17 protein-coding genes are annotated in these 19865 nt (G+C 69.3%); 6 read left to right on the top strand and 11 right to left on the bottom strand.

Annotated features, from left to right (window positions below):
• On the top strand, nucleotides 1-385 hold a 385-nt coding region (locus tag ACFQ36_RS00005), incomplete at its 5' end, for a hypothetical protein (protein WP_377009297.1).
• A gap of 36 nt (nucleotides 386-421) precedes the next feature.
• Here the strand turns inward: ACFQ36_RS00005 and ACFQ36_RS00010 are convergent.
• Nucleotides 422-1651: an MFS transporter gene (locus ACFQ36_RS00010; protein WP_377009299.1), complete on the bottom strand. Its 1230-nt coding sequence runs from the start codon at nucleotides 1649-1651 to the stop codon at nucleotides 422-424.
• 248 nt (nucleotides 1652-1899) lie between these two features.
• On the opposite strand from ACFQ36_RS00010, the gene ACFQ36_RS00015 reads away from it, so the two are divergent.
• Nucleotides 1900-2898, top strand: coding sequence for a class I mannose-6-phosphate isomerase (locus ACFQ36_RS00015; RefSeq protein WP_377009301.1), 999 nt, complete (start codon nucleotides 1900-1902; stop codon nucleotides 2896-2898).
• Nucleotides 2899-2960: 62 nt separating this feature from the next.
• Here ACFQ36_RS00015 and ACFQ36_RS00020 read toward each other — a convergent pair whose 3' ends face one another.
• The gene (locus ACFQ36_RS00020) at nucleotides 2961-3611 is read right to left on the bottom strand and encodes a nucleoside/nucleotide kinase family protein (RefSeq protein ID WP_377009303.1); all 651 of its coding nucleotides are present in this window, start codon (nucleotides 3609-3611) and stop codon (nucleotides 2961-2963) included.
• Nucleotides 3612-3986: 375 nt separating this feature from the next.
• On the opposite strand from ACFQ36_RS00020, the gene ACFQ36_RS00025 reads away from it, so the two are divergent.
• On the top strand, nucleotides 3987-5612 hold the full coding sequence (locus tag ACFQ36_RS00025) for a ribonuclease J (RefSeq protein ID WP_377009484.1): 1626 nt from the start codon (nucleotides 3987-3989) through the stop codon (nucleotides 5610-5612).
• Between the two features lie 140 nt (nucleotides 5613-5752).
• On the opposite strand, the gene ACFQ36_RS00030 is transcribed toward ACFQ36_RS00025, so the two are convergent.
• On the bottom strand, nucleotides 5753-7483 hold the full coding sequence (locus tag ACFQ36_RS00030; RefSeq protein WP_377009305.1) for a CocE/NonD family hydrolase: 1731 nt from the start codon (nucleotides 7481-7483) through the stop codon (nucleotides 5753-5755).
• Between the two features lie 143 nt (nucleotides 7484-7626).
• Between ACFQ36_RS00030 and ACFQ36_RS00035 the strand changes: the two genes are divergently transcribed.
• Nucleotides 7627-8568 (top strand): MBL fold metallo-hydrolase, encoded by a 942-nt coding sequence (locus ACFQ36_RS00035; protein ID WP_377009307.1) that lies wholly within the window; start codon nucleotides 7627-7629, stop codon nucleotides 8566-8568.
• Nucleotides 8569-8688: 120 nt separating this feature from the next.
• On the opposite strand, the gene ACFQ36_RS00040 is transcribed toward ACFQ36_RS00035, so the two are convergent.
• From ACFQ36_RS00040 to ACFQ36_RS00070, 7 genes are all read right to left on the bottom strand, one after another.
• A complete protein-coding gene (locus tag ACFQ36_RS00040) occupies nucleotides 8689-9747 on the bottom strand; it encodes an MFS transporter (protein WP_377009487.1) in 1059 nt (352 codons plus the stop codon).
• Nucleotides 9645-10052 carry an MFS transporter gene (locus ACFQ36_RS00045; RefSeq protein WP_377009309.1) on the bottom strand — a complete coding sequence of 136 codons (408 nt, stop codon included), beginning with the start codon at nucleotides 10050-10052 and terminating at the stop codon, nucleotides 9645-9647. Before ACFQ36_RS00045 ends, ACFQ36_RS00040 begins: the two co-directional genes overlap by 103 nt.
• Before the next feature lie 96 nt (nucleotides 10053-10148).
• Nucleotides 10149-11072 (bottom strand): alpha/beta hydrolase, encoded by a 924-nt coding sequence (locus ACFQ36_RS00050; protein WP_377009311.1) that lies wholly within the window; start codon nucleotides 11070-11072, stop codon nucleotides 10149-10151.
• Between the two features lie 4 nt (nucleotides 11073-11076).
• Nucleotides 11077-12204 carry an FAD-dependent oxidoreductase gene (locus ACFQ36_RS00055; protein ID WP_377009313.1) on the bottom strand — a complete coding sequence of 376 codons (1128 nt, stop codon included), beginning with the start codon at nucleotides 12202-12204 and terminating at the stop codon, nucleotides 11077-11079.
• Between the two features lie 62 nt (nucleotides 12205-12266).
• The gene (locus tag ACFQ36_RS00060) at nucleotides 12267-13229 is read right to left on the bottom strand and encodes a phosphotriesterase (RefSeq protein WP_377009315.1); all 963 of its coding nucleotides are present in this window, start codon (nucleotides 13227-13229) and stop codon (nucleotides 12267-12269) included.
• Between the two features lie 35 nt (nucleotides 13230-13264).
• Nucleotides 13265-14254, bottom strand: a complete 990-nt coding sequence (locus ACFQ36_RS00065; protein WP_377009317.1) for a phosphotriesterase — start codon at nucleotides 14252-14254, stop codon at nucleotides 13265-13267.
• A gap of 298 nt (nucleotides 14255-14552) precedes the next feature.
• Nucleotides 14553-15296: a GntR family transcriptional regulator gene (locus tag ACFQ36_RS00070; RefSeq protein WP_377009319.1), complete on the bottom strand. Its 744-nt coding sequence runs from the start codon at nucleotides 15294-15296 to the stop codon at nucleotides 14553-14555.
• Between the two features lie 237 nt (nucleotides 15297-15533).
• Here ACFQ36_RS00070 and ACFQ36_RS00075 point away from each other — a divergent pair, with 237 nt between their 5' ends.
• Complete coding sequence (locus ACFQ36_RS00075; RefSeq protein ID WP_377009321.1) at nucleotides 15534-16574, top strand: LLM class flavin-dependent oxidoreductase; 1041 nt, start codon at nucleotides 15534-15536, stop codon at nucleotides 16572-16574.
• Nucleotides 16575-16804: 230 nt separating this feature from the next.
• Here the strand turns inward: ACFQ36_RS00075 and ACFQ36_RS00080 are convergent, their stop codons facing one another.
• Nucleotides 16805-18703 (bottom strand): FAD-binding monooxygenase, encoded by a 1899-nt coding sequence (locus tag ACFQ36_RS00080; RefSeq protein WP_377009323.1) that lies wholly within the window; start codon nucleotides 18701-18703, stop codon nucleotides 16805-16807.
• A gap of 329 nt (nucleotides 18704-19032) precedes the next feature.
• On the opposite strand from ACFQ36_RS00080, the gene ACFQ36_RS00085 reads away from it, so the two are divergent.
• Entirely contained in the window at nucleotides 19033-19797 is a 765-nt protein-coding gene (locus ACFQ36_RS00085; protein ID WP_377009325.1) for a short-chain dehydrogenase/reductase, read from the top strand.
• The last annotated feature ends 68 nt before the right edge of the window (nucleotides 19798-19865 follow it).

Below are 19865 nucleotides of genomic sequence, written 5' to 3' on the forward strand. Positions count from 1 at the left end.
CACGCGCGTGGCCGGGTCGGTGGCCGGGGTGCTGGCGCTGGCGGCGGCCACGACGGCGTATTACGGCATGGATGCGTTCCTGCGCCAGGCAGCGTTCGCCGGGTTCTGGCACGAGCTGCGGTTCTGGTGGGCCGCCTGCACGGTCCTGGGCCTGGTCCTCGGCGCCGTGGGCAGCCGGATCGGGCGTCCCCGGCTGACGGGCCTGCTGGCCGGACTCACCGTGCCCGTCGGTGCGGCCGTGGAGGCGGCGCTGCTGCCGCACTATCCGGAAGGTTCTGCCGCCGGCGCCGCGGTGGAGTGGGCGCGGCTGTTCATCTGGGCGGCCGCCGGGACAGCCGCCGCCGCCGTCCTCGTCCGGTCCTTCGTCATCCGCTGGCGCCACTGACTGCGGCAGCACGGCCCGGTTCCCCGGGCCGTGGCGTCAGACTTCCAGGCGGTGGCCTGCCGGCTGCCGTTTCCTGCCGTGCACCCCGTAGTACAAACCGATGCAGGCCAGCATCAGCACCCCCAGCGAAGCGTACATGCCGCCGAACCCGGCCCGCGGCACCAGCAGACCCAGGACCACCGGGCCGAAGCCGGTGCCGACGTCGAGCATCAGGTAGTAGGTGGCGATGGCGGTGCCCAGCCGCCGCTCCGGCACCTGGCTGACCGCAATGGCGAGGGTGCACGGCATCAGGCTCCCAAAGCCGAGGCCGGTCAGGATGCCGGCGGCGACGACGGTCCCGGCAGACGTCCCGGGCGCCAGCAGCCCCAGCCCGGCGGCGAACACCACCAGCGCCGGGTACATCACCACGTTGTCGCCCCGGCGGTCCTGGACCCGCCCCGCGACCAGGCGCGAGGCCAGCACGGCCGCGGCGAAGACGAGGAAGAACAGTGCCGCGGCCGGGGCGCTCCCGCGCGACTGGGCATACGAGGTCAGGAAGGAGAGCACCCCGGAATAGGCCAGGCCGCCGACCAGGATCACGCCGGCGATCGGCAGGACCGCCGGCTCGAAGATCGCCGCCAGCACCGCGCGGGGCGTCCGGCGCTGTCTATGCAGTTTGCCGCCCGGGCCGTGCCCGGCGGCGGCCGGGTTCCCGGCCGGCCGGCGCTCGGGCAGGCGCAGGAACAGGGAGACGGTGAAGGCGGCCGCCGAACAGCCGGCGCAGAAGAGGAACACGCCGTTATAGTCGCCGCCGTCCGCCAGCAGCACCGCCAGCAGCGGCCCCAGGGCGGTGGCCGCGGTGGTGGACACCGCGAAGTAGCCGGTGCCTTCCCCGCGCCGGGCCGCCGGGATCAGGGCCTGCACCCCGGCGGTGACCGCGGTGTGGCCCACCCCGAAGGCGACGCCGTGGATAAGGCGCAGCACCAGCAGCAGTGCCAGCGAGCCGGCCGGAATGTAGAGCAGGGACACCGCCGTGAACACCGCCAGGCCCGCCGGCAGGACCCGGCGCCCGCCGGCGGCGTCAAGCAGCGGTCCGGCGAAGAAGCGCGAGACCAGGGCCCCGAGGATGAAGGCGCTGGAGGCGAAGCCGGCGACGCTGTCGGCGGCCCGGAACCGCTCGGCCGCATACAGCGCCATGGAGGTCATCAGCAGGTAGAAGACCATGTAGATGAACAGGTTCGCGCCGATCGCGAGCACGAAATTCCTGGTCCACAGCTTCTCCTGCACCCGGCGGCCTCCCCTTGCGCAAGTCGTTGAATTCCGCGGCGCTCCCTGCGTCCGTAGCTTCGATTATGCCGCCCCCGCTTGGGTGCGTGCGCAGGCGTGTCCCGGCCCTGCGCCCGGTAGGACCGACGAGGCCGTCCAGCACCTGCGGACCTCCTCTGCAGGAGGGGCTGAGCAGGAAATCGGCCCAACCCTGTGCTTTCCGCGCATGACCCGGCACAATCGCAGTGTCACGAACCAGGAGGAACGCCATGACCGCCCCCGTCTACCTGGGCAGCAACCAGCCGCCGGACCGCTTCTATCGGGGCGGCGGAAAAATCCGCGCGCTGCGGGGCACGGCAGCACCCGGTGACCGGGTGCCCGAAGACTGGATCGCCTCCACCACGACGCTGTTCGGCGCGGCGGAAACCGGCCTGAGCCGCCTGCCGGACGGCCGGAGGTTCATCGACGTGGTCGAGGCGGACCCGCAGGCGTGGCTGGGACCGGACCACGTCGCCGCCTGGGGTGCGGACACCAAGCTCTTGGTCAAGCTGCTCGATGCCGGCCAGCGGCTGCCGGTCCACCTCCATCCCGGGCAGCCGTTCGCGCAGGCGCACCTGGGCCGCCGCCACGGCAAGGCCGAGGCCTGGTACATCCTGGACGGCGGACCGGTCCACCTCGGCTTCCGGCGGGACGTGGACCGCGCCGAGCTGGACGCCTGGGTGGCCGGCCAGGACACCGAGGCCATGCTTGAGGCCATGCACACGCTCGACGTCGCGCCGGGCGACAGCGTCTACGTGCCGCCCGGGCTGCCGCATGCCATCGGTGCCGGGGTGTTCATTGCCGAGGTGCAGGAACCGGAGGACCTGTCGATCCTGCTGGAGTGGAAGGGCTTTGCCGTCGACGGCGAGGCCGAGGGCCACCTGGGGCTGGGGTTCGGCACCGCGCTGGAGGCCGCGGACCTGCGCGGCTGGCCGGCCGACGCGATCAGGCAGCTGGTCATCCGGCAGGGTCTGGGGGCCGGAACGCTGGCGGACCTGAGCAAGAAATACTTCCGGGCCGAACGGCTGAAGATTTCCGGAGCCGCCGAACGGCTGGACGCCGGCTTCGGCGTCCTCGTGGTCCTTGACGGAGCCGGCACGCTCACCCCGGCCAACGCCCCGGCCTCGCCCCTGGCCCGGGGCGATACCGTGGCGGTCCCGTTTGCGGCCGGGGACCTGGACGTGGACGGCCGCCTGTCGCTGGTCCGCTGCCGGCCCCCGCAGCCCTGAAGGGGGCCGCGTTCCGGGGCGTCCCGCTTCCGCGGCCGGATCCGGACCGCCGCGGTCGGAACTCAGCGCAGCCGGATGATCCAGTCCGCCCGTCCCGCGGACGCCTCGATCAGTTCCGCGTTGTGCTGGTCGCTGCCCAGCGCCCAGCGGCGCGCCTCCTCCGGGGACTTGCCGTAGTGCTCGTGCCGTTTGATCAGCCGCGCGTGGCGCAGCGGCTCCTCGGGGGCGATGAACCAGGCCTCGTCCAGGCAGGCGCGCACCCGCGGCCAGGCGCCGCTGTCCTGGAGCAGGTAGTTGCCTTCGGTGATGACCAGCGGGATCCGCCCGTGGATCGGCTGCGAGGACCCGATCGGCTCCTCGAGGTCGCGCCGGAAGTGCGGGGCATAGATGATTTCCGCGGAGTCCGGCCGCTGGGCGTGGATCCGTTCCAGCAGGGAGGCGAAGCCGGCGTCGTCGAAGGTGTCGATGGCACCCTTGCGGTCCCGCCGGCCCAGCTCCTCGAGCACGGAGTTGGCCAGGTGGAACCCGTCCATCGGCACGAGCACGGCGCGCTCGCTGCCCAGGGCCGCCACCAGCTGCCCGGCCAGGGTGGACTTGCCCGCCCCGGGCGCCCCGACGATGCCCAGGATGCGGCGCTCACCGGGAACCGCCAGGGATGAAGCCCGGGCGACGACCTCGTCCAGGCCGACCTCCACCGGTGCCGTTATCTTCACTTCGCCCCCGCCTCCAGGTGCCGTCCACGGTGCCAGCTCCAGGCCCCGCAAGTCACTCCACCAGTCTCAGGATCGAGGGGGAGGCGGGCAACCGGAAATTCTACGATCCGCGCTCCCGGGCAGGCCCGCCGGGGGTGCAGTGGTAAAGTCAGACGGAAGTATGCCGTTCCGCCGCTTTCCGCTGCGGGACCGGCCGCCGGCCCGCCGCAGGGCGTTTCGGCCTCAGAGCACAATATCGCTGGCCAGCCGGCACCGGGCATTGCCGTCCGCCGCCGCACACCACAGAGAACGGATTGCATGAGCAGGACTGCACACCACCCCCACGCCATGACCGCCCCCGCGAAGGCGGGCCCGCCGCAGCTTGCCAAGGGGGCCATGCGCATCGTACCGCTTGGCGGTCTCGGCGAGATCGGCCGGAACATGACCGTGTTCGAATACGGCGGCAAGCTGCTGATCGTCGACTGCGGGGTGCTGTTCCCGGAGGAACAGCACCCGGGCGTGGACGTCATCCTGCCAGACTTCTCCTACCTGCGCGAGCGGCTGGACGACGTCGTCGGCCTGGTCCTCACCCACGGGCACGAGGACCACATCGGCGGTGTGCCGTACCTGCTGAAGGAGCGCCGGGACATCCCGGTGATCTCCGCCAAGCTGACGCTGGCCTTCCTCAAGACCAAGCTCCAGGAACACCGGATCACCGCCAAGATGGTGCACGTCAAGGAGGGGGACCGGAAGAAGTTCGGGCCCTTCGACCTGGAGTTCCTGGCCGTGAACCACTCGATTCCGGACGGGCTGGCCGTGGCCATCCGCACCGGGGCCGGGCTGGTCCTGGCCACCGGCGACTTCAAGATGGACCAGTTTCCGCTGGACCGCCGGATCACCGACCTGGCCGGCTTCGCGCGGCTGGGCGAGGAGGGCGTGGACCTGTTCCTGCCGGATTCGACCAACGCGGAGGTCCCGGGCTTCATGGCCTCCGAGCAGGAGCTGGCGCCGGCCATCGACACGGTGATGCGCACGGCGCCGCGCCGGGTGATTGTCTCCAGCTTCGCGTCCCACGTGCACCGCATCCAGCAGGTGATCGACGCCGCGCACAAGTACGGGCGCAAGGTCGCCTTCGTGGGCCGTTCCATGGTGCGCAACATGACGACGGCGCGCGAGCTTGGCTACCTGAAAATACCGCGCGGCATCCTGGTGGACTTCAAGGAAATCGACAAGATGCCGCCGACCAAGGCCGTCATCATCTGCACCGGTTCCCAGGGCGAGCCGATGGCCGCCCTGGCGCGCATGGCTGGCGGCGACCATGAGATCGACCTGACCGACGGCGACACCGTGTTGCTGGCGTCCTCGCTGGTGCCCGGCAACGAGTCGTCCATCTACCGGCTGATCAACGACCTGACCAAGCGCGGCGCCAACGTGGTGCACAAGGGCAACGCCAAGGTCCATGTCTCCGGGCACGCCAGCGCCGGCGAACTGGTCTACTGCTACAACCTGGTCCGCCCGCGCAACGTGGTGCCGGTCCACGGCGAACACCGGCACCTGAAGGCCAACGCCGAACTGGCGGTCCGCACCGGCGTCGACCCGGCGCGCGCGCTGATCGTCGAGGACGGCACCGTGATCGACCTCCAGGACGGTGTGGCCCGGGTGGCCGGCAGCATCCCGGCGAAATACATCTACGTCGAGAACATGATCCCCGGCGCCGCCACCGAGGAGTCCCTGCAGGACCGCCTGCGCCTGGCTGAGGACGGCGGGGTCACCGTGCTGGCCATCGTCAACCCGGACACCGGAAAGCTCGAGGAGGACCCCGAGTTCTTCCCCGTCGGGTTCAGGCCCGCGGCCAAGGAACTGGACAAGGCCAGCGACATCGTGGAGAAGACCCTCGCCGGGCTCAAGGGCAAGAAGACCGGGCCGGAGGCCGAACAGGCCATCGCCGACGCGCTGCTGCGCTGGTCCGACCGGTCGCTGCGGCGCAAGCCGGTGGTCACGGTCATCATCGTCGAGGCATAACCCCCGGGGCTTCGCAGCGCCGCCACCGGCGGGGCGCGAAGCCCGTACCGGTGACGCCTCCGGCGTCGTCCGGCCCAACATGCCCAGGGCGCCGGGAAGCGGGCATCCGCTTTCCGGCGCCCTGGGCGTCCCCGGTTCGGCTACTGCCCCGCCGCCTTGCGTGCGGTGAACGGCAGGACCAGCCGGGAGTGGTGGGCGGCGTCGCGGTAGATCTTGTGCGTGACGGGCCGGCCCACCGGCAGGTGGAAGGCATCCGGGGGCAGCAGCGCGTTGTGCTCGTCGGCCAGCGGCTCGCCGTTGGACAGTTCCACGACCAGGCGGTGTCCCGGCTTGAATGTGTTCGCGAACGGGTAGAGGCGCAGCACGTACTCCTCGATCTTCCCTGGCTCCACCGGCACGGCACGAGTGTGCGGGTGGTACGGGTTGCCCTCGGTCGTGCGCTCGTCGAGTTCGCGGTGGGAGGCCTTGAGGTAGCCGGTGGTGATCAGCTGGCGCCTGCCCGTCGGGGCGGCGTCCCACAGGCGCAGGATGAAGTTGGTGTCCGGCTGGTCGATCTCGGCGAACAGGTGCGCGGCACCGGTGCCGATCATTTCCGTGTCCTGCTCGAAGGGCTCGGTGCTCCAGCTGATGATCTCCACCTTGTCGGTCACCGTCAGCGGGGCCTGGTAGAAGCCGTCCGGGGCGGCGTATTCGGCGCCCATCGGCTCGGGTTCCGGGGACAGCTTGTGGCGCGGGCGCAGGTACAGGGACTTGTACTCCACTTCCTTCGGCGGCCACTGACCGGCGGTCACCACCTGGCGCGAACCCTCCACGAAGACGCTCACGGCCGGCTCGTCCATGACGCCGTTGTCGATGCCCTTGATCCAGTAGTCGTACCAGCGGAACATCTTGTCGTGTTCCTCGATGAACGGCCGCGACTGCATCGGCGGGTAGGGGCCGATGTCCAGCTTCTTGGGTCCCTTCAGCGAGTTGAACAGCTCGATGGTGCCGTCCAGGGTCCAGCCGCGGCCCTGGTCGATCTGCAGCCAGACCGGGATGTCGATGTTCGGGGCCAGCGTGATGGGGTTGCGCTCCTCGTACCAGTCCCCGTCCAGCTCGTTCATCACGATGTCGAACCATGCCTCGTGGTTCCTGGGGTAGTTCAGCACGTGCACCAGGTTCGGCCAGGCAGCGACGTCCGGATCCTGCAGGCGCTGCTCGACGAGCTTTGTCAGCTGCTCGGGGGAGTACTTCTCGATCATGCGGGACCTGACCCTGTCGGTGAAGGCCCAGCCGGAGTCGCCGCCGCGGCCCTCGCGGGCGGCGCGCGGCATGAACCACATGATGCCGCCGTGGTAGGTGGTCTCGTAGAAGTCGTAGTGGCCGCCGGAGACGAAGATGGCCTTCAGGTGCGGCGGGCGCTCGGCCGCGGCGAGGACCTGCATGGAGCCGAAGTAGGAGATGCCGACCATGCCGACATTGCCGTCGCACCACGGCTGCCCGGCAACCCACTCGATGAAGTCGTACGCGTCCTGGCCCAGGGATACGCCGCCGGCGTTGTAGTTGCCGATGTGCTCGCCGCCGGAATGTCCGGAGCCGCGCAGATCGCCGATGACGTGGACGTAGTCCTCCTTGACGATGCGGGCGATGTCGCCGGCCTCGATGCAGCCGTCCCACATCGGGCTGGGGCGGCGCTGCGGAGGGGTGGTGAGGGCGAGCGCCTGCAGCTCCTTGCCATAGGGGCTCAGGGCCACCAGCGCCGGGCGCGGCTTGTCCTCGAGGCCCTGATAGGCGTCTGCGGCCAGCTCGACACCGTCGCGCATCGGGACCCGGAGGTCCTTGCGGATGGCAATCGTCTCCCCACCGGCATTCCACGTCCTGAAATCGGTCATGCGTGTGCAACTCCTTGTCAACGTTCGAGTGCCAGGTGTCCCGCTGGCAGACATGCTCTCCAGAGCGTGACATAAGCATATTATTATAATAAAGTTGTTGTGGGCAAGACCACATGTCGCTGCGGTCCACTGAGGAGAGAATGATGACGCAGGAAGTGAAGGTCCATCCGCTGGTGTCGCCTTGGGGCCGTTTCGGCCTCTACAGCTTCTTCATTGACGCGCCCGAGCCGGCCATTGTCGACACCGGGATCGCCTCGTCGCCCGTCGAGGGCATGGCCCCCGCGCTCGAGAAGCTGGGCCGCAGCATCGAGGAGGTGCGCTGGATCCTGCTGACCCACGGCCACATCGACCATCTCGGCGGCGCGCACGCCCTGTGGGAGCTCACCGGCCGCCGCGCGCAGGTGGTGATCCACGAGGCCGACGCGCACCTGCTGCGCTCCCGGCGGGCGCACGTGGACCACTACCTCGACGTGCGGCAGAAGTACCTGAAGGACCCGGAGGGCGAGGCCAGGCAGACCGGGATGGCCGGGCAGGCCATCTCCGGCGAGATGGAGCCGACCCTCCTGGTGCGGGGCGGGGAGGTCCTCTCCCTCGGCGGGGACGTCTCCGTGACCGTGCACCACATTCCCGGTCACACGGCCGGCTCCGTGGCCTACGTCATCGGCGGGCAGGACGACGTCTTCGTCGGCGACGCCGTGCAGGCCCACGGCGCCGCCAACGGCTTCCCGGGCTACGAGGACCCGGCCGGCTACCGGGCGAGCCTGGAGTACCTGCGCGACGGAGTCCGGCCGAACCGTCTGTTCCTGGGCCACCCGTACCGCGGCCCGGACGGGGAGCCCTACGGGATCGGGCTGGACCGGGACCGCGCCCGGCAGGCCCTCCAGCAGAGCCTCGACCTCGAGGCCCGCATCGCCGAGGCCGCCCGGCGGTACCTGCAGGACGGCCTGCGGGAGACCGGTTCGGGGTACTCCCCGTTCGCCCCGGTGGCCGAGGAGCTCGGCTACACCGGGGACCCGACGCTGGAACCGTCTCCGTTCTTCACGACGCTCGACGGCTACCTTCGGCGGTTCACCGCGGCGCAGTGACCTTCCGGGCGCGGGGCGCCTGCGGTGCTTCCCGCACCATCGCCGGGAGTGCGGCGGCGGCACGCATCGAAGGATGCGTGCCGCCGCCGTTTTGTCAGACCGCCGTCCTGCGGCGCTGCCTCACGAGGCGGGGGCCGCGGTGTCCTCGGCGGCAGCCCCGGTGCTGCCTGCTGCCTGGCCCTTCCCCCGGGAGAACGGCACGAACAGGAAGGCCAGTGCCGCGATGACGCCGGGGATGGCGAAGAAGAGGAAGTTCATCCGGACCGGCAGGCTGAGCGTCAGGAGGACGCCTCCGAACGTCGGGCCGACGATCGCGCCCATCCGCCCGACACCCGAGGCCAGGCCGATCGCCGTCGAGCGCATGAAGGACGGATAGTACTGGGAGACGAAGGCGTAGGAAATGTTCTGCGCTCCCATCGTGCAGGCCCCGGTGACGGCCACCAGCAGCAGGAGGACCGCCATGTTGCTGCCGAACCCCAGCAGGGTCAGCGAGACCGCGGCGATCACGAACATGGGGATGAGCACCCTCTTCACGCCCCAGGTGTCCGCGAGCCGGCCCAGCACCAGGGTGCCGACGATGGCCCCCACGTTCAGGACGATCATAAAGGTCAGGCTGGAGCCCAGGGCGTACCCGGCCTCCACCATCAGCTTGGGCAGCCAGGTGGTCAGGCCGTTGACCATCAGCAGGCACATGAAGAACGCAATCCAGGTCATCAGTGTCCCGAGCGCGCGGCGGTTCTTGAACAGCGCACCCACCGGGCTGCCCGGTTCCTTCTCCCGGGGCGCGGTGAATGCCACCGCCGCCGGAAGTTCCGCCTGGCCGTTGACCCTGGCCAGAGCCGAACGCAGGTCGTCCAACCGCCCCTTCTCCAGCAGCGCGGCCGGGGAATCGAGGAAGTACTTGGCCATGAACGGCAGGAAGGGCAGCGGGAGCGCGGCAACCCGGTAGACGCTCTGCCAGCCGAATGCGGGCAGCAGGAGCAGGGAGACGCAGGCGGCCAGGATGCCGCCGACGGAGAAGAAGCACATGGCGATCGCCACCATGGTGTTGGCCCGGTTCTTCGGCGCGTAGTCGGTCAGCATGGCGATGACGCTGGGCAGGATGCCGCCGATCCCCAGGCCGCCCAGGGCGCGGAGGACCGAGAACAGGACCGGTCCGGGGGGGGGGCGATGGTGCAGAGGGCCGTTGCGGCGCTGAAGAGGATGATGCTGACCGTGAGCATCCGCTTGCGGCCGAACCGGTCCGCCAGGATCCCAAACAGGATGGCACCTGCCATCATCCCGACAAGTCCGTAGCTGCCGATGGCCCCGGCCTGGACGGGTCCCAGGGACCACTCCTTCATCAGGACCGGCAGGACCGATCCGTAGACGACGAGGTCATACATGTCGAAGGTGATGATGAAGCAGGCCCAGAACAGCATTCCGGCGTGGAAGCGGCTGAATCCCGCCTCGCTGATGAAGTCCTTGATGTTGATTGTGGTCATGGCAATTGTTCCCGGTGGTTAACCGTGCCGCGGCATGCGGCACGAGCCGGAAGGCTCGTGCCGCCGGGGTGCGAGGCGATGGGGGCCGGGCCCGGGTCAGTCCCGGTTCAGGAACTCGGCCGTCTCCTGGAAGGCCCGGTAGAACTCCGGGATCCAGGAGAAGTTCGCGACGAAGCCGTGGTTGGCCCCCGCGTAGCGGCTGATGGTCGCGTCCACGCCGGCCTCCTGCAGGCGCCGGCCGTAGAGTTCGCCCTCGTCCCGCAGCGGGTCGTACTCGGCCGTGATGACCAGGGCCGGCGGCAGCCCGGCGAGGTCCTCGCGCTTGATGGGGGAGACCAGCGGATCCGCCGGATCCGCCCCGCTGTCAATGTAGAAGGCGTTGAAGGGCAACAGGGCCGCCGTCTCCAGGCCGTACCCTTTGGCGTTCTCCCGCAGCGAGGCGTAGCGGTCGACGTCGAAGTCCAGGTCCAGGGACGGGTAGAACAGGACCTGGTGCGTGAGCGCAAAGAACCCGTCATCGTGGGCCTTCGCGGCGACGGCGGCCACGAAGGTCCCGCCCGAGCTGTCGCCGGCGAGGGCGAGGTTCTTCCCGTCCCACTTCAGGCTCCCGCCCTGCCCGGCCGCCCAGCGGACCACGCCGTAGCAGTCGTCGAGGCCGGCCGGGAAGGCGGCCTCCGGGGCCAGGCGGTAGCCGACCGAGATGACCTTGTAGCCGGTCTCCTTGGCCAGCGACCGCGCGACGTGGTCGTGGGTATCCAGGCTGCCCAGGAAGAACGCGCCGCCGTGGAAGTACACCAGCAGGCCGTAGGCCTCCGCTTCGACCGGGGTGTAGATCCGCACCGGGACCTCGCCCGACGGCGTCGCCGCCGTAAGGTCCTCGACCGCGTGCAGCGGCAGCCGGTCCCCGGGCGGGGGGACCTGCGCGGCCTCGCCCGCGCGCATGGCCTCCGGGTTCAGCGGCGAGCCCTCGGGCGCCGGCAGGGTGGCCAGGACCTTGGCGATTTCGGGATGGATCGGCACCGCGTTACGCCTCCGAGTGAGTCTGCGGCTGCTGCGAGGCGGGCTTCTGCCCGGGGAAGACGTCGTTGACCTCGTCCTCGGTCCAGCCCTGGCGCGAGATGCGCTGCAGTTCGTCGGTCACCGGCTTGCGGGTCGCCTGGAAAAGGGCCAGGGCCTCCTTGACGGAGCCGGCCTCGGCGAGGGCGTCGGCGAGGGCGCCCGCGTCCTCGATGGCCGAGTTGGCACCCTGGCCCTGGTGGTGCAGCATCGAGTGGGCCGCATCACCCATGATAACGACGGAGTCCGAGTGCCATGTGTCGACCGGGTCGATGTCCCAGACGGAACGGATAGTGACCGAATCCAGGTCCAGACCACGGGTGATCTCCACGATCCGCTCGTCGAAGCCCTCCACGGTCGCCAGCAGGCCGTCCTTCGAGATGTCGGGCGCCCAGGCGCTGTCCCGGTTCAGCGCCGTGATGTCGAAGGACAGCTGGTTGCGGTGGCGCAGCGGCAGCAGGTAGACCTTCGTGCCCTTGCCGATGTACATCCGGAGGTTGTCATCGGAGACCATCCCGTGCGCGTCGTCGAGGGAGATCACGGAGCGGTAGGCGTGCTCGCCGGAGAACACCGGGCCCTTGGCGCTGAACAACTGCTGGCGCACGATGGACCTGATGCCGTCGGCGCCGACGACCAGATCGGCCTCGACGGTCTTGCCGTTGGCGAAGGTCAGGACGGAGCGGTCGCCCTTGTCCTCGATCTTTTCCAGCTTGTGGCCGAGCTGCACCATGCCCTCGGGGAGCACGCCGGTCAGGGCCTCGATGAAGTCGCGACGGTGGATCAGGTAGGTCTGCTTCTGGTCGCCGGACTCCGGCCAGGTGTCCTTCATGATCGGCTCACCGGTCGCGGTGAGGATCTCGAAGTAGTCGCTCGGCGAGCTCACCTTCGCGATCGCGTCGAAGATGCCCCACTGGCGGAACCGGGCCATGGTGGCAGGACGCAGGCCGATGCCGGCGCCGACCTCCCCCATCTGGGGTGCCTGCTCGTACACCTTGACGTCCGCACCGAGCAGGCTCAGGGCCTTGGCCGCTGCAGCGCCGCCGTACCCGGCGCCGACGATGGCGATCCTGAGGTTCTTGAGTTCCGAAGCCTTCATTTTTTCGTTCTCTTTCTGGGTTCAGGCCGTGCCTGGAAAAGCTGGATGTGTTTGCCGGAGTGTCAGTTTTGGATCGACAGGAAGGCGGCGGCGTTGTGGACGAAGATCTTGTTGATCGTGTCCTCGTCGACGCCGTTGTTGCGCAGGTCGGGGATGAGCACTTCGAAGATGTAGTTCACGGTGTGGCCCTTTACTCCCGGCCAGCCCAGCGGGCTGCAGTTGGCGTCGGCCGAGGCGAGGACCTGGTCGGCATGGCCGCCCTGGACGAAGCGGAGGAAGTGGTCCATGCGGTCCTTCCGGGGGCGGGCCCAGAACGGCGGGTCCGGCAGTTCGGTCTCGTATCCGAAGGTGTCGAAGCCCAGCCGGCCGCCCTGTTCGATGATCCAGGTGTCCGGGGTGCTCTCGGCGTTCACACCGTCGTCGACATGGCCGAAGAGCACGCGGTCCAGCGGGAGGCCCTCTTCGTTGAAGATGTCCACGGCCGGCCGGGCGTCGATCGCCAGGTGGGTCAGGACCGGCACCCCGGTGGCGACGGCGGCGCGCGCCGCGCCGCGGTAGATGCGCTTGTCCAGCTCCGTCATGCGTCCGCCGCGGCTCACGCCGACCTTGATGACGCCGGCCTTGGACCCGGTGTTGCCGATGCCGACGGTGATTTCGTGGATGAAGTGGCGGGCCAGGTAGTCCACGGACGCCCGGGCGAAGAACGGCAGGGCGGTGTCTCCGCCGACGAAGCCGGTGCAGGCCACGATGTGCACGCCGGTCTTCGCGGACAGGGACTTGTAGTAGTCGACGTCGCGGCCGTTGCAGATGCCGGTGGCGTCAACGAAGGTCCCGCCGCCGTACTCGTGGAACTTCCGCAGCTTCGGCACGGTCTCCTCGTACCGTTCCTCGGGCGTCTTCCACCACTTGGTGTCCAGCTCGCTGCCGGGCATGCCGTAGCCGATGTGCTCGTGGATGGCCACGAGACCGAGTTCTTCGGCTGAGACCGGCCCCAGCACGGTGTTGATTCTCGACAAGAGTTTCACCTCAAAAGTAGAAAAGAATGTGCGGGCACGCGTTCTCAGCGCAGGGTCAGCAGGTCCCGCGGGTTGTCCACGAGGATGCGCCGGGCGTCCTCGTCGGAGAGTCCCTGCGACTTGAGGAAGGGGACGAACGTCGAGACGACGTAGCTGAACGGCAGCTCGTAGTCCGGGTGTCCCTTGGCCACGCCGATCGCGTTGCTCGAGAGCAGGAGGCGGTTCCCGTGGCCGGCCTTGACCAGGTCCAGCACCAGGGAGGCGCGCTCGCGGTCGGTGAGGTACTCGTCGTCGTCGTCCAGGCCCACGTGGTCCAGGGCGACGAAGGCGCCCCGCTGCGCGACCTCGAGCGGCGCCCCGGCGGCGGCGGCTTCCTTGCGGTCCAGCCCGCCGACCACCACGCGGCCGGCCGGGACCTGCTCGTCCAGGACGATGCCGAGGTCGCCCAGTGCGTCCTTGCCGTAGCGGATGGAGACCGGGACGCCCGTGGCCAGTGCGGTCCGGGCCGCGCCGCGGAACAGGCTCTCGTCGGTGGGGGTCATGCCCCCGCGGGTGGCCGTGGTGGTCACGATGCCGGCGGCGCCGCGGCGCTCGAGGCGGGGGACCACCATGCCCTCGGTGACCTCCTTGGCGAAGAGGTCGGCGAACTTCTCGGCCGGCCACGGCGTGGGGGGATTGGTCTGCGGGGTCAGGAAGTACCCGCCGAGCACCTCCTCCGGACCCATGCCCGTGGAGGCGACGATGTGCACGCCGGTTGCGCGCGAGAGCGCCTCGTACAGGCGCACGTCGCGGCCGTGGAACATGCCCGTGCTGTCGACGATGGTCCTGCCGCCGTGCTCGCGGAAGTCGGTCAGCTTGCCGGCCAGGATCTCGAAGATCTCCGCCCGGTCCATGGTGATGTCATAGGCATGCTCGGCCCCGGGGACCACCGAGAGCAGGGCCTCGTGGACCGCGGCCACACCCAGTTCACGAGCGGGGACGGGGCCAAGGACCGTATTGACGGTTTGGCTGGTGGCAGTCGTTGTATCCGTCATTGGCACAACCTTTCGTCAGCGTCACGCCATGGTCGACGTCACGCGCTGGGAAGGATCATGCACCGCGACCTCTGGATTGATTCCTCGCCGAACTCGGTGCAGGCGGTAGTAACCGAAGGAGGCGGTGCACCGGGACCTGACGTCCGCCGAGGGTCCGCAGTCCGCCGCCTGTGAATGTGAGCTTGATTACCCGTCCACTAGGTTTACACGATGTCGTGTCAAAGTCAAGGTGGGGTGCTCCCGGGCGGTCCGGGATGCCGGGGCGGGCAGGCCCGGAACTTCCGGCCCTGGAGGCGGTCTAGCGGTTCGTGGTGAATCGGTACTTGAACTTTTCGGCCTGGTGCACCGCGGAGCGCCACCCCGCCGGCCGGTCGCCCGTCGTGAAGAAAATCGTCTCGATGACGAGCAGCGGGCTCCCCTCGCTCACACCGAAGGTCCCCGCCTGGTCGGCGGTTGCCGCCGTCGCCCAGGCCTCGTGCTCGGCCCGGACGAGGGTGATGCCGAACCTTCTCGCCAGAAGCTCGAAGGCGGAGTCCTCGTCTTCGAGTTCCGCGGCCGTGGGGCTGAAGTCGTCAGGCGCCCGAAGGTAGACGTCGGCTTCGACGAGAGGCATACCCTCGACCGAGATCAGGCGGGTGAAATGCAGGAGCCGCTCGTGCGTTTCGAGCCCCAGGAGGTCCCGCATCCGGGCGGACGGCTCCACCCGCTCGATGCCGGAGACCTTCCAGGTCGGATGCAGTCCGCTCTCGGAGAGGTATTGGTACAAGGCCCCGGACCGCACGTCGGCCGGCCGTTGTACCCGGGTGCCGATGACCGGGAACGTCCCCTTGCCTTGCTTCCTGTAGACATACCCCTCGCCGGCAAGCTCCTGGAGCGCCTGCCGGATGGGCGCCCGGCTGACCTCGAACCGGCTGAGCAGCTGCGCTTCGGTGATCGGCTTCCGGGGATCCACAATTCCCTCGGCGACCTCCCTGCGCAGAATTTCCTTGATCTGCCGATAGAGCGGGACCCCGGACGAGTAATTGAGTTCGCCAGAAGCCATGAGTCTTCGGTCCCCTAGGTCGTTGGTTATCGGGCTGGATCTCCAGCAGTCAACCACAGATTAGCGAAAGCACGAGGGATGCCTGGTATCAGGTCCTTCAGCGGGCTCTCCCGGCGCAAGCCCGTCGCGATCGCCCCGTCCGCAGGCGGCGCTTCGTGAAACGCAGGGCTGCGGAATGCCGGACGGGTGATTGACTGGAGACGCCAGAGCTTCAGACCCGCCGCAAAGGATCCACCGATGACCGACACCGCACGCCGGCCCTTCCGCCTGGGCTTTCTCGCCTTCGTTGAGCACTCGGGAATCGGCCAGGGCCGGTCCCGCGGCCTGGACGAGGGGCTGGGGCTCTTCGAACTTGCGGAGGACCTGGGGTACGACATCGGCTACGTCCGGCATCGTCACCTGGAGCACTACCTGTCGGCTCCGCTGCCGTTCCTGGCGGCAGCGTCGCAGCGGACCCGCACGATCCGCCTGGGCACGTCCGTTACCCCCATCCGCTTCGAGGATCCCGTCCGGCTGGCCGAGGAGGCGGGCACCGTGGATCTGCTGACCGGCGGCCGACTGGAACTGGGATTGAGCTCCGGGTACTCCAACAACGAGGGCACGTTTTCGCAGGCCTACGGTCCCATCGACGGCAGCTTGCGCGCGGTGGTGGACGAGCGGGTGCAGCGGTTCATCGCCGCGGTGGAGGGACGCGCCGTCGCCGTCGCCGACGAACAAGTCCCTTTCGCCGAGGCGGGCACCGAGCTGCCGGTCCAGCCGGTCAGTCCCGGACTCAGGCGCCGGATTGCCTACGGTGCCGGATCACTGGCCAGCGCCGAGCGCACCGGACGGCAGGGACTGGGCCTGCAGCTCTCCACGCTCAACACCGAAGTGACCGGGCTCGGCTTCGAGGAGGCCCAGCTGGCCTGCATCGAGGCCTACCGGACCGAGCATGCCCGGTCGGCCGGCTGGCCGTCGCACGCCTCGGTGAGCCGGCAGATCGTCCCCTACTCGAACGCGCAGGAACAGGCGGAACTGCAGTGGCTGCTGGACCGCGACGCGAAGCGCCAGGGCGGCAGCCCGGATCTCCCGTTCCAGTTCGGCAAGGTCGCCTCCGGCACCGGGGACCGGATTGCCGAAGCCCTCGCCGGCGACGTCGCGATACAGGCCGCCGATGAGCTGGTGATCGCGCTGCCGTTCGACCATCCGGCCAGCGTGGTGCGGCGCATCCTGACCGTCGCGGCCCGGGAAGTCGCCCCGGCACTCGGATGGAAGCCCGCGGGGGATGAAGCTGCCTAGGTTCGGCGTCGCCCATCCGGCGGAGTGAAAGGCATTTCGAAGGCGCGGATGGTGACCGGGAGGGCAGGGTCCGAAAGGACGGCGAGCGTCTGGGGGACCGGGCGGGCGGCCACCGCGCCGCTTGCACCCCGCCGGCGGCGCGCACTGCCGGCGGCGTTCCCAAGCGTGGTCCCCAAATAGGAGGAGGACGGCGGCACGTGCGCGCCGCCGTCCTCCCGAGGAGTGCCGGGCTACTGCTGCGGCTGGCGGGCCGGCAGCAGCGGAGCGAAGAACCCGGCGAGTTCGGCCGTCGCGGTCAGCGGCAGGACGTTCGCCACGTACTGGTCCGGGCGGACCACCACGATGGCGCCGCCGCGGGAGATGCCGCGCACGTCGAAGATGTCCTCGTCCTTAAGGATGCCGTAGACCTTCTCGTAGTCGGTGAGCTGGAACGGTCCGACCTCGGGCTTGAACACGTCGGGCACCGCATTGATGTCGATGTCCTGGTGCTTCTGCTGGTAGATGACCTTCACGTCGAACCACGCGTCCGGGTTGGCACCCTGCGGGGTGGCCGCCAGGGGCGAGTCCGGCGCGGTGCTCAGCCACTCGGCGAGCTCGGCGACCGGCGATGCGGCCCCGGCCGGTGACGGGTCGGCGAAGACGTAGATCCGCCAGCGGCCGTCGGCGGTGGCCTGGTGGCCGAGGTGGAGCGGATTGGTGTCGCAGACGCGGGAGACACGGGCGGACTTGAAGCGCTTGCCGATGGGGAACCCGGTGGCCAGGTCCTGGTGGGTGCGCTCTGCGGTGAGCATTGAGGGCGCGTACTCGGTCATGAACCCGGCGGGGAATTCGGCGGTGCGGACGTAGAAATCCGCAAGCTCCGAGGGGTTTTCGAACTCTTCGGGCTTCTTCGCCATGAGCGTGGACCACTCTTTGTCGAAGTCGATCAGGTTCTTCGCAATGACCTGGCGTTCGGCCGAGTAGGTGGACAGCAGGCTCTCCGGGCTGCGGCCCTCCAGCACGTGCCCGAGCTTCCAGCCGAGGTTGAAGCCGTCCTGCATGGACACGTTCATGCCCTGGCCGGCCTTGGCGGAGTGGGTGTGGCAGGCATCGCCGGTGATGAAGACGCGCGGGGTGCGGGTGCCCAGGTCCTCGGGGAGCACGTCGTCGAACCGGTCGGTGAGGCGGTGGCCGACCTCGTACACGCTGTGCCAGGCGACGTTGCGCACATCGAGCGTGTAGGGGTGCAGGATCTCGTTGGCCTTGGCGATGATCTGCTCGATGGTGGTCCGGCGGATGGCCCCCTTGTCGTCCTCGGGCACCTCGCCCAGGTCGACGTACATGCGGAAGAGGTAGCCGCCCTCGCGCGGGATGAGCAGGATGGACCCGCCGTCGTGCGACTGGATGGCGCACTTGGTCCGGATGTCGGGGAAGTCCGTCTTGGCCAGGACGTCCATCACGCCCCAGGCGTGGTTGGCCGCGTCCCCCGCGAGGGTGCAGCCGATCGAGGCGCGGACCTTGCTGCGCGCGCCGTCGCAGCCGACGACGTACTTGGCGCGCACGGTGCGCTGCCGGCCTTCGTCCGGGCCGGCGCTGCGGACCAGGGTGACCTTCACGGGGTAGTCGCCCTCGTCGGTTACCTCCAGGGTGCTGAACTCCCAGCCGTAGTCGGGCGTCAGGCGGGTGGGGGAGTTGGCCGCGACCTGGGCGAAGTAGTCGAGCACGCGGGCCTGGTTGACGATCAGGTGCGGGAATTCGCTGATGCCCATTTCATCATCGACGGTGCGGCCGCCGCGGACAATGCGCGTGGGATCCGCCTCGTCCGGGCGCCAGAAGTTCATCTCGGTGAGCCAGTAGGCCTCGGCGGTGATCTCCTCGGCGAAGCCGAAGGCCTGGAAGGTCTCGACGCTGCGGGCCTGGATGCCGTCGGCCTGGCCAAGCTCCAGCCGGCCGCCGCGGCGCTCCACGAGGCGCGTGGTGATGTCCGGGAACTGGGCGAGCTGGGCTGCGGTCAGCATGCCGGCGGGGCCGGAGCCCACGATGAGCACGTCGACCTCGTCGGGAAGCTCCTGGGGGCGGTTGATGCCGACACCGGCGGCGGGCTTGATTCGCGGGTCACCGGATACGTAACCGTAGTGGTGAAACTGCACGGGCTGTCCTCACTTCTTTGTACCGTTTTGCTGCCGTCATCCGATGTCCGATAGTGGAACACTACGTTCGATAATCGAATAGCACTTGGTGTAGATACTTTACGCCAAACATGACGCAGGTAACAACTATTGTGTCGCGGATGCGGAACGCCGGGCAGGCGCCTCCGCACCCCGGTGGCCGGAATCAGACGGAGGACGACGGCGTCACGCGCGCGCCGCCGTCGCCGGAGGGCAGGAAGGCGGCGCCCGGGATGAAGCCCGGGCCGGCGGGCCTAGGATCGTATCCGGGCCACACAGTTTTTGACGATTCGACGAAAGGACCAGGCGGGATGGACCTGCAGTTGCACGGCAAGAAAGCCCTGGTGACCGGGGCCTCGCAGGGCATCGGGCGGGAATCCGCCGTCGTGCTCGCGGAGGAGGGCTGCGGGCTGCTGCTGGCCAGTCGCAATGCCGCGCGGCTGGAGGAGGTTGCGGAGGCCATCCGCACCGAACACGGCGTGCCGGTGGATACCCTGGCTGCGGACCTGTCGGTCGAGACCGGGCGGCAGCGCCTGGTGTCCTCGGTCGGGGAACTCGATGTGCTGGTGAACAACGCCGGCGCCATTCCGCAGGGGAACCTGCAGGAAATCGACAACGAGACCTGGCAGCGGGCCTGGGACCTGAAGGTGTTCGGCTACATCAGCCTGGCCCGCTCCCTGTACGCGAAGCTGGCGGCGCGCCGGGGTGTCATCGTCAACATCATCGGCGCCGCGGGGGAAGGCTTCCCGTCCGGCTACATTGCCGGCGCCACCGGGAACGCCGCGCTGATGGCCTTCACCCGGGCGCTGGGGAAGGAGGCGGCCCGGGACGGGATGCGCGTCGTCGGCATCAACCCCGGGCCGGTCGCCACGCCGCGGCATGAAAACCGTGCCCGGGCCCAGGCCGAACGCGAGTTTGGCGACCCCGACCGCTGGCCGGAATTCGCGGCCGGCCTGCCCTACGGACGAGCCGCGACGCCCAGGGAAATCGCCAGCGCCGTCGCGTTCCTCGCCTCGCCGCGCTCCGGCTACACCAACGGCACCATCGTGACCATCAACGGCGGCCCGGACTGCTGAGGGCACCGGCCGGGCCCGGTGCTGTTCTCCCCGTGCGCGCACGGTTCGGCGGGCCGTCGCTCATTGAC

The sequence above is a fragment of the Arthrobacter sp. GCM10027362 genome (assembly GCF_042679445.1).
Lineage (GTDB): Bacteria > Actinomycetota > Actinomycetes > Actinomycetales > Micrococcaceae > Crystallibacter.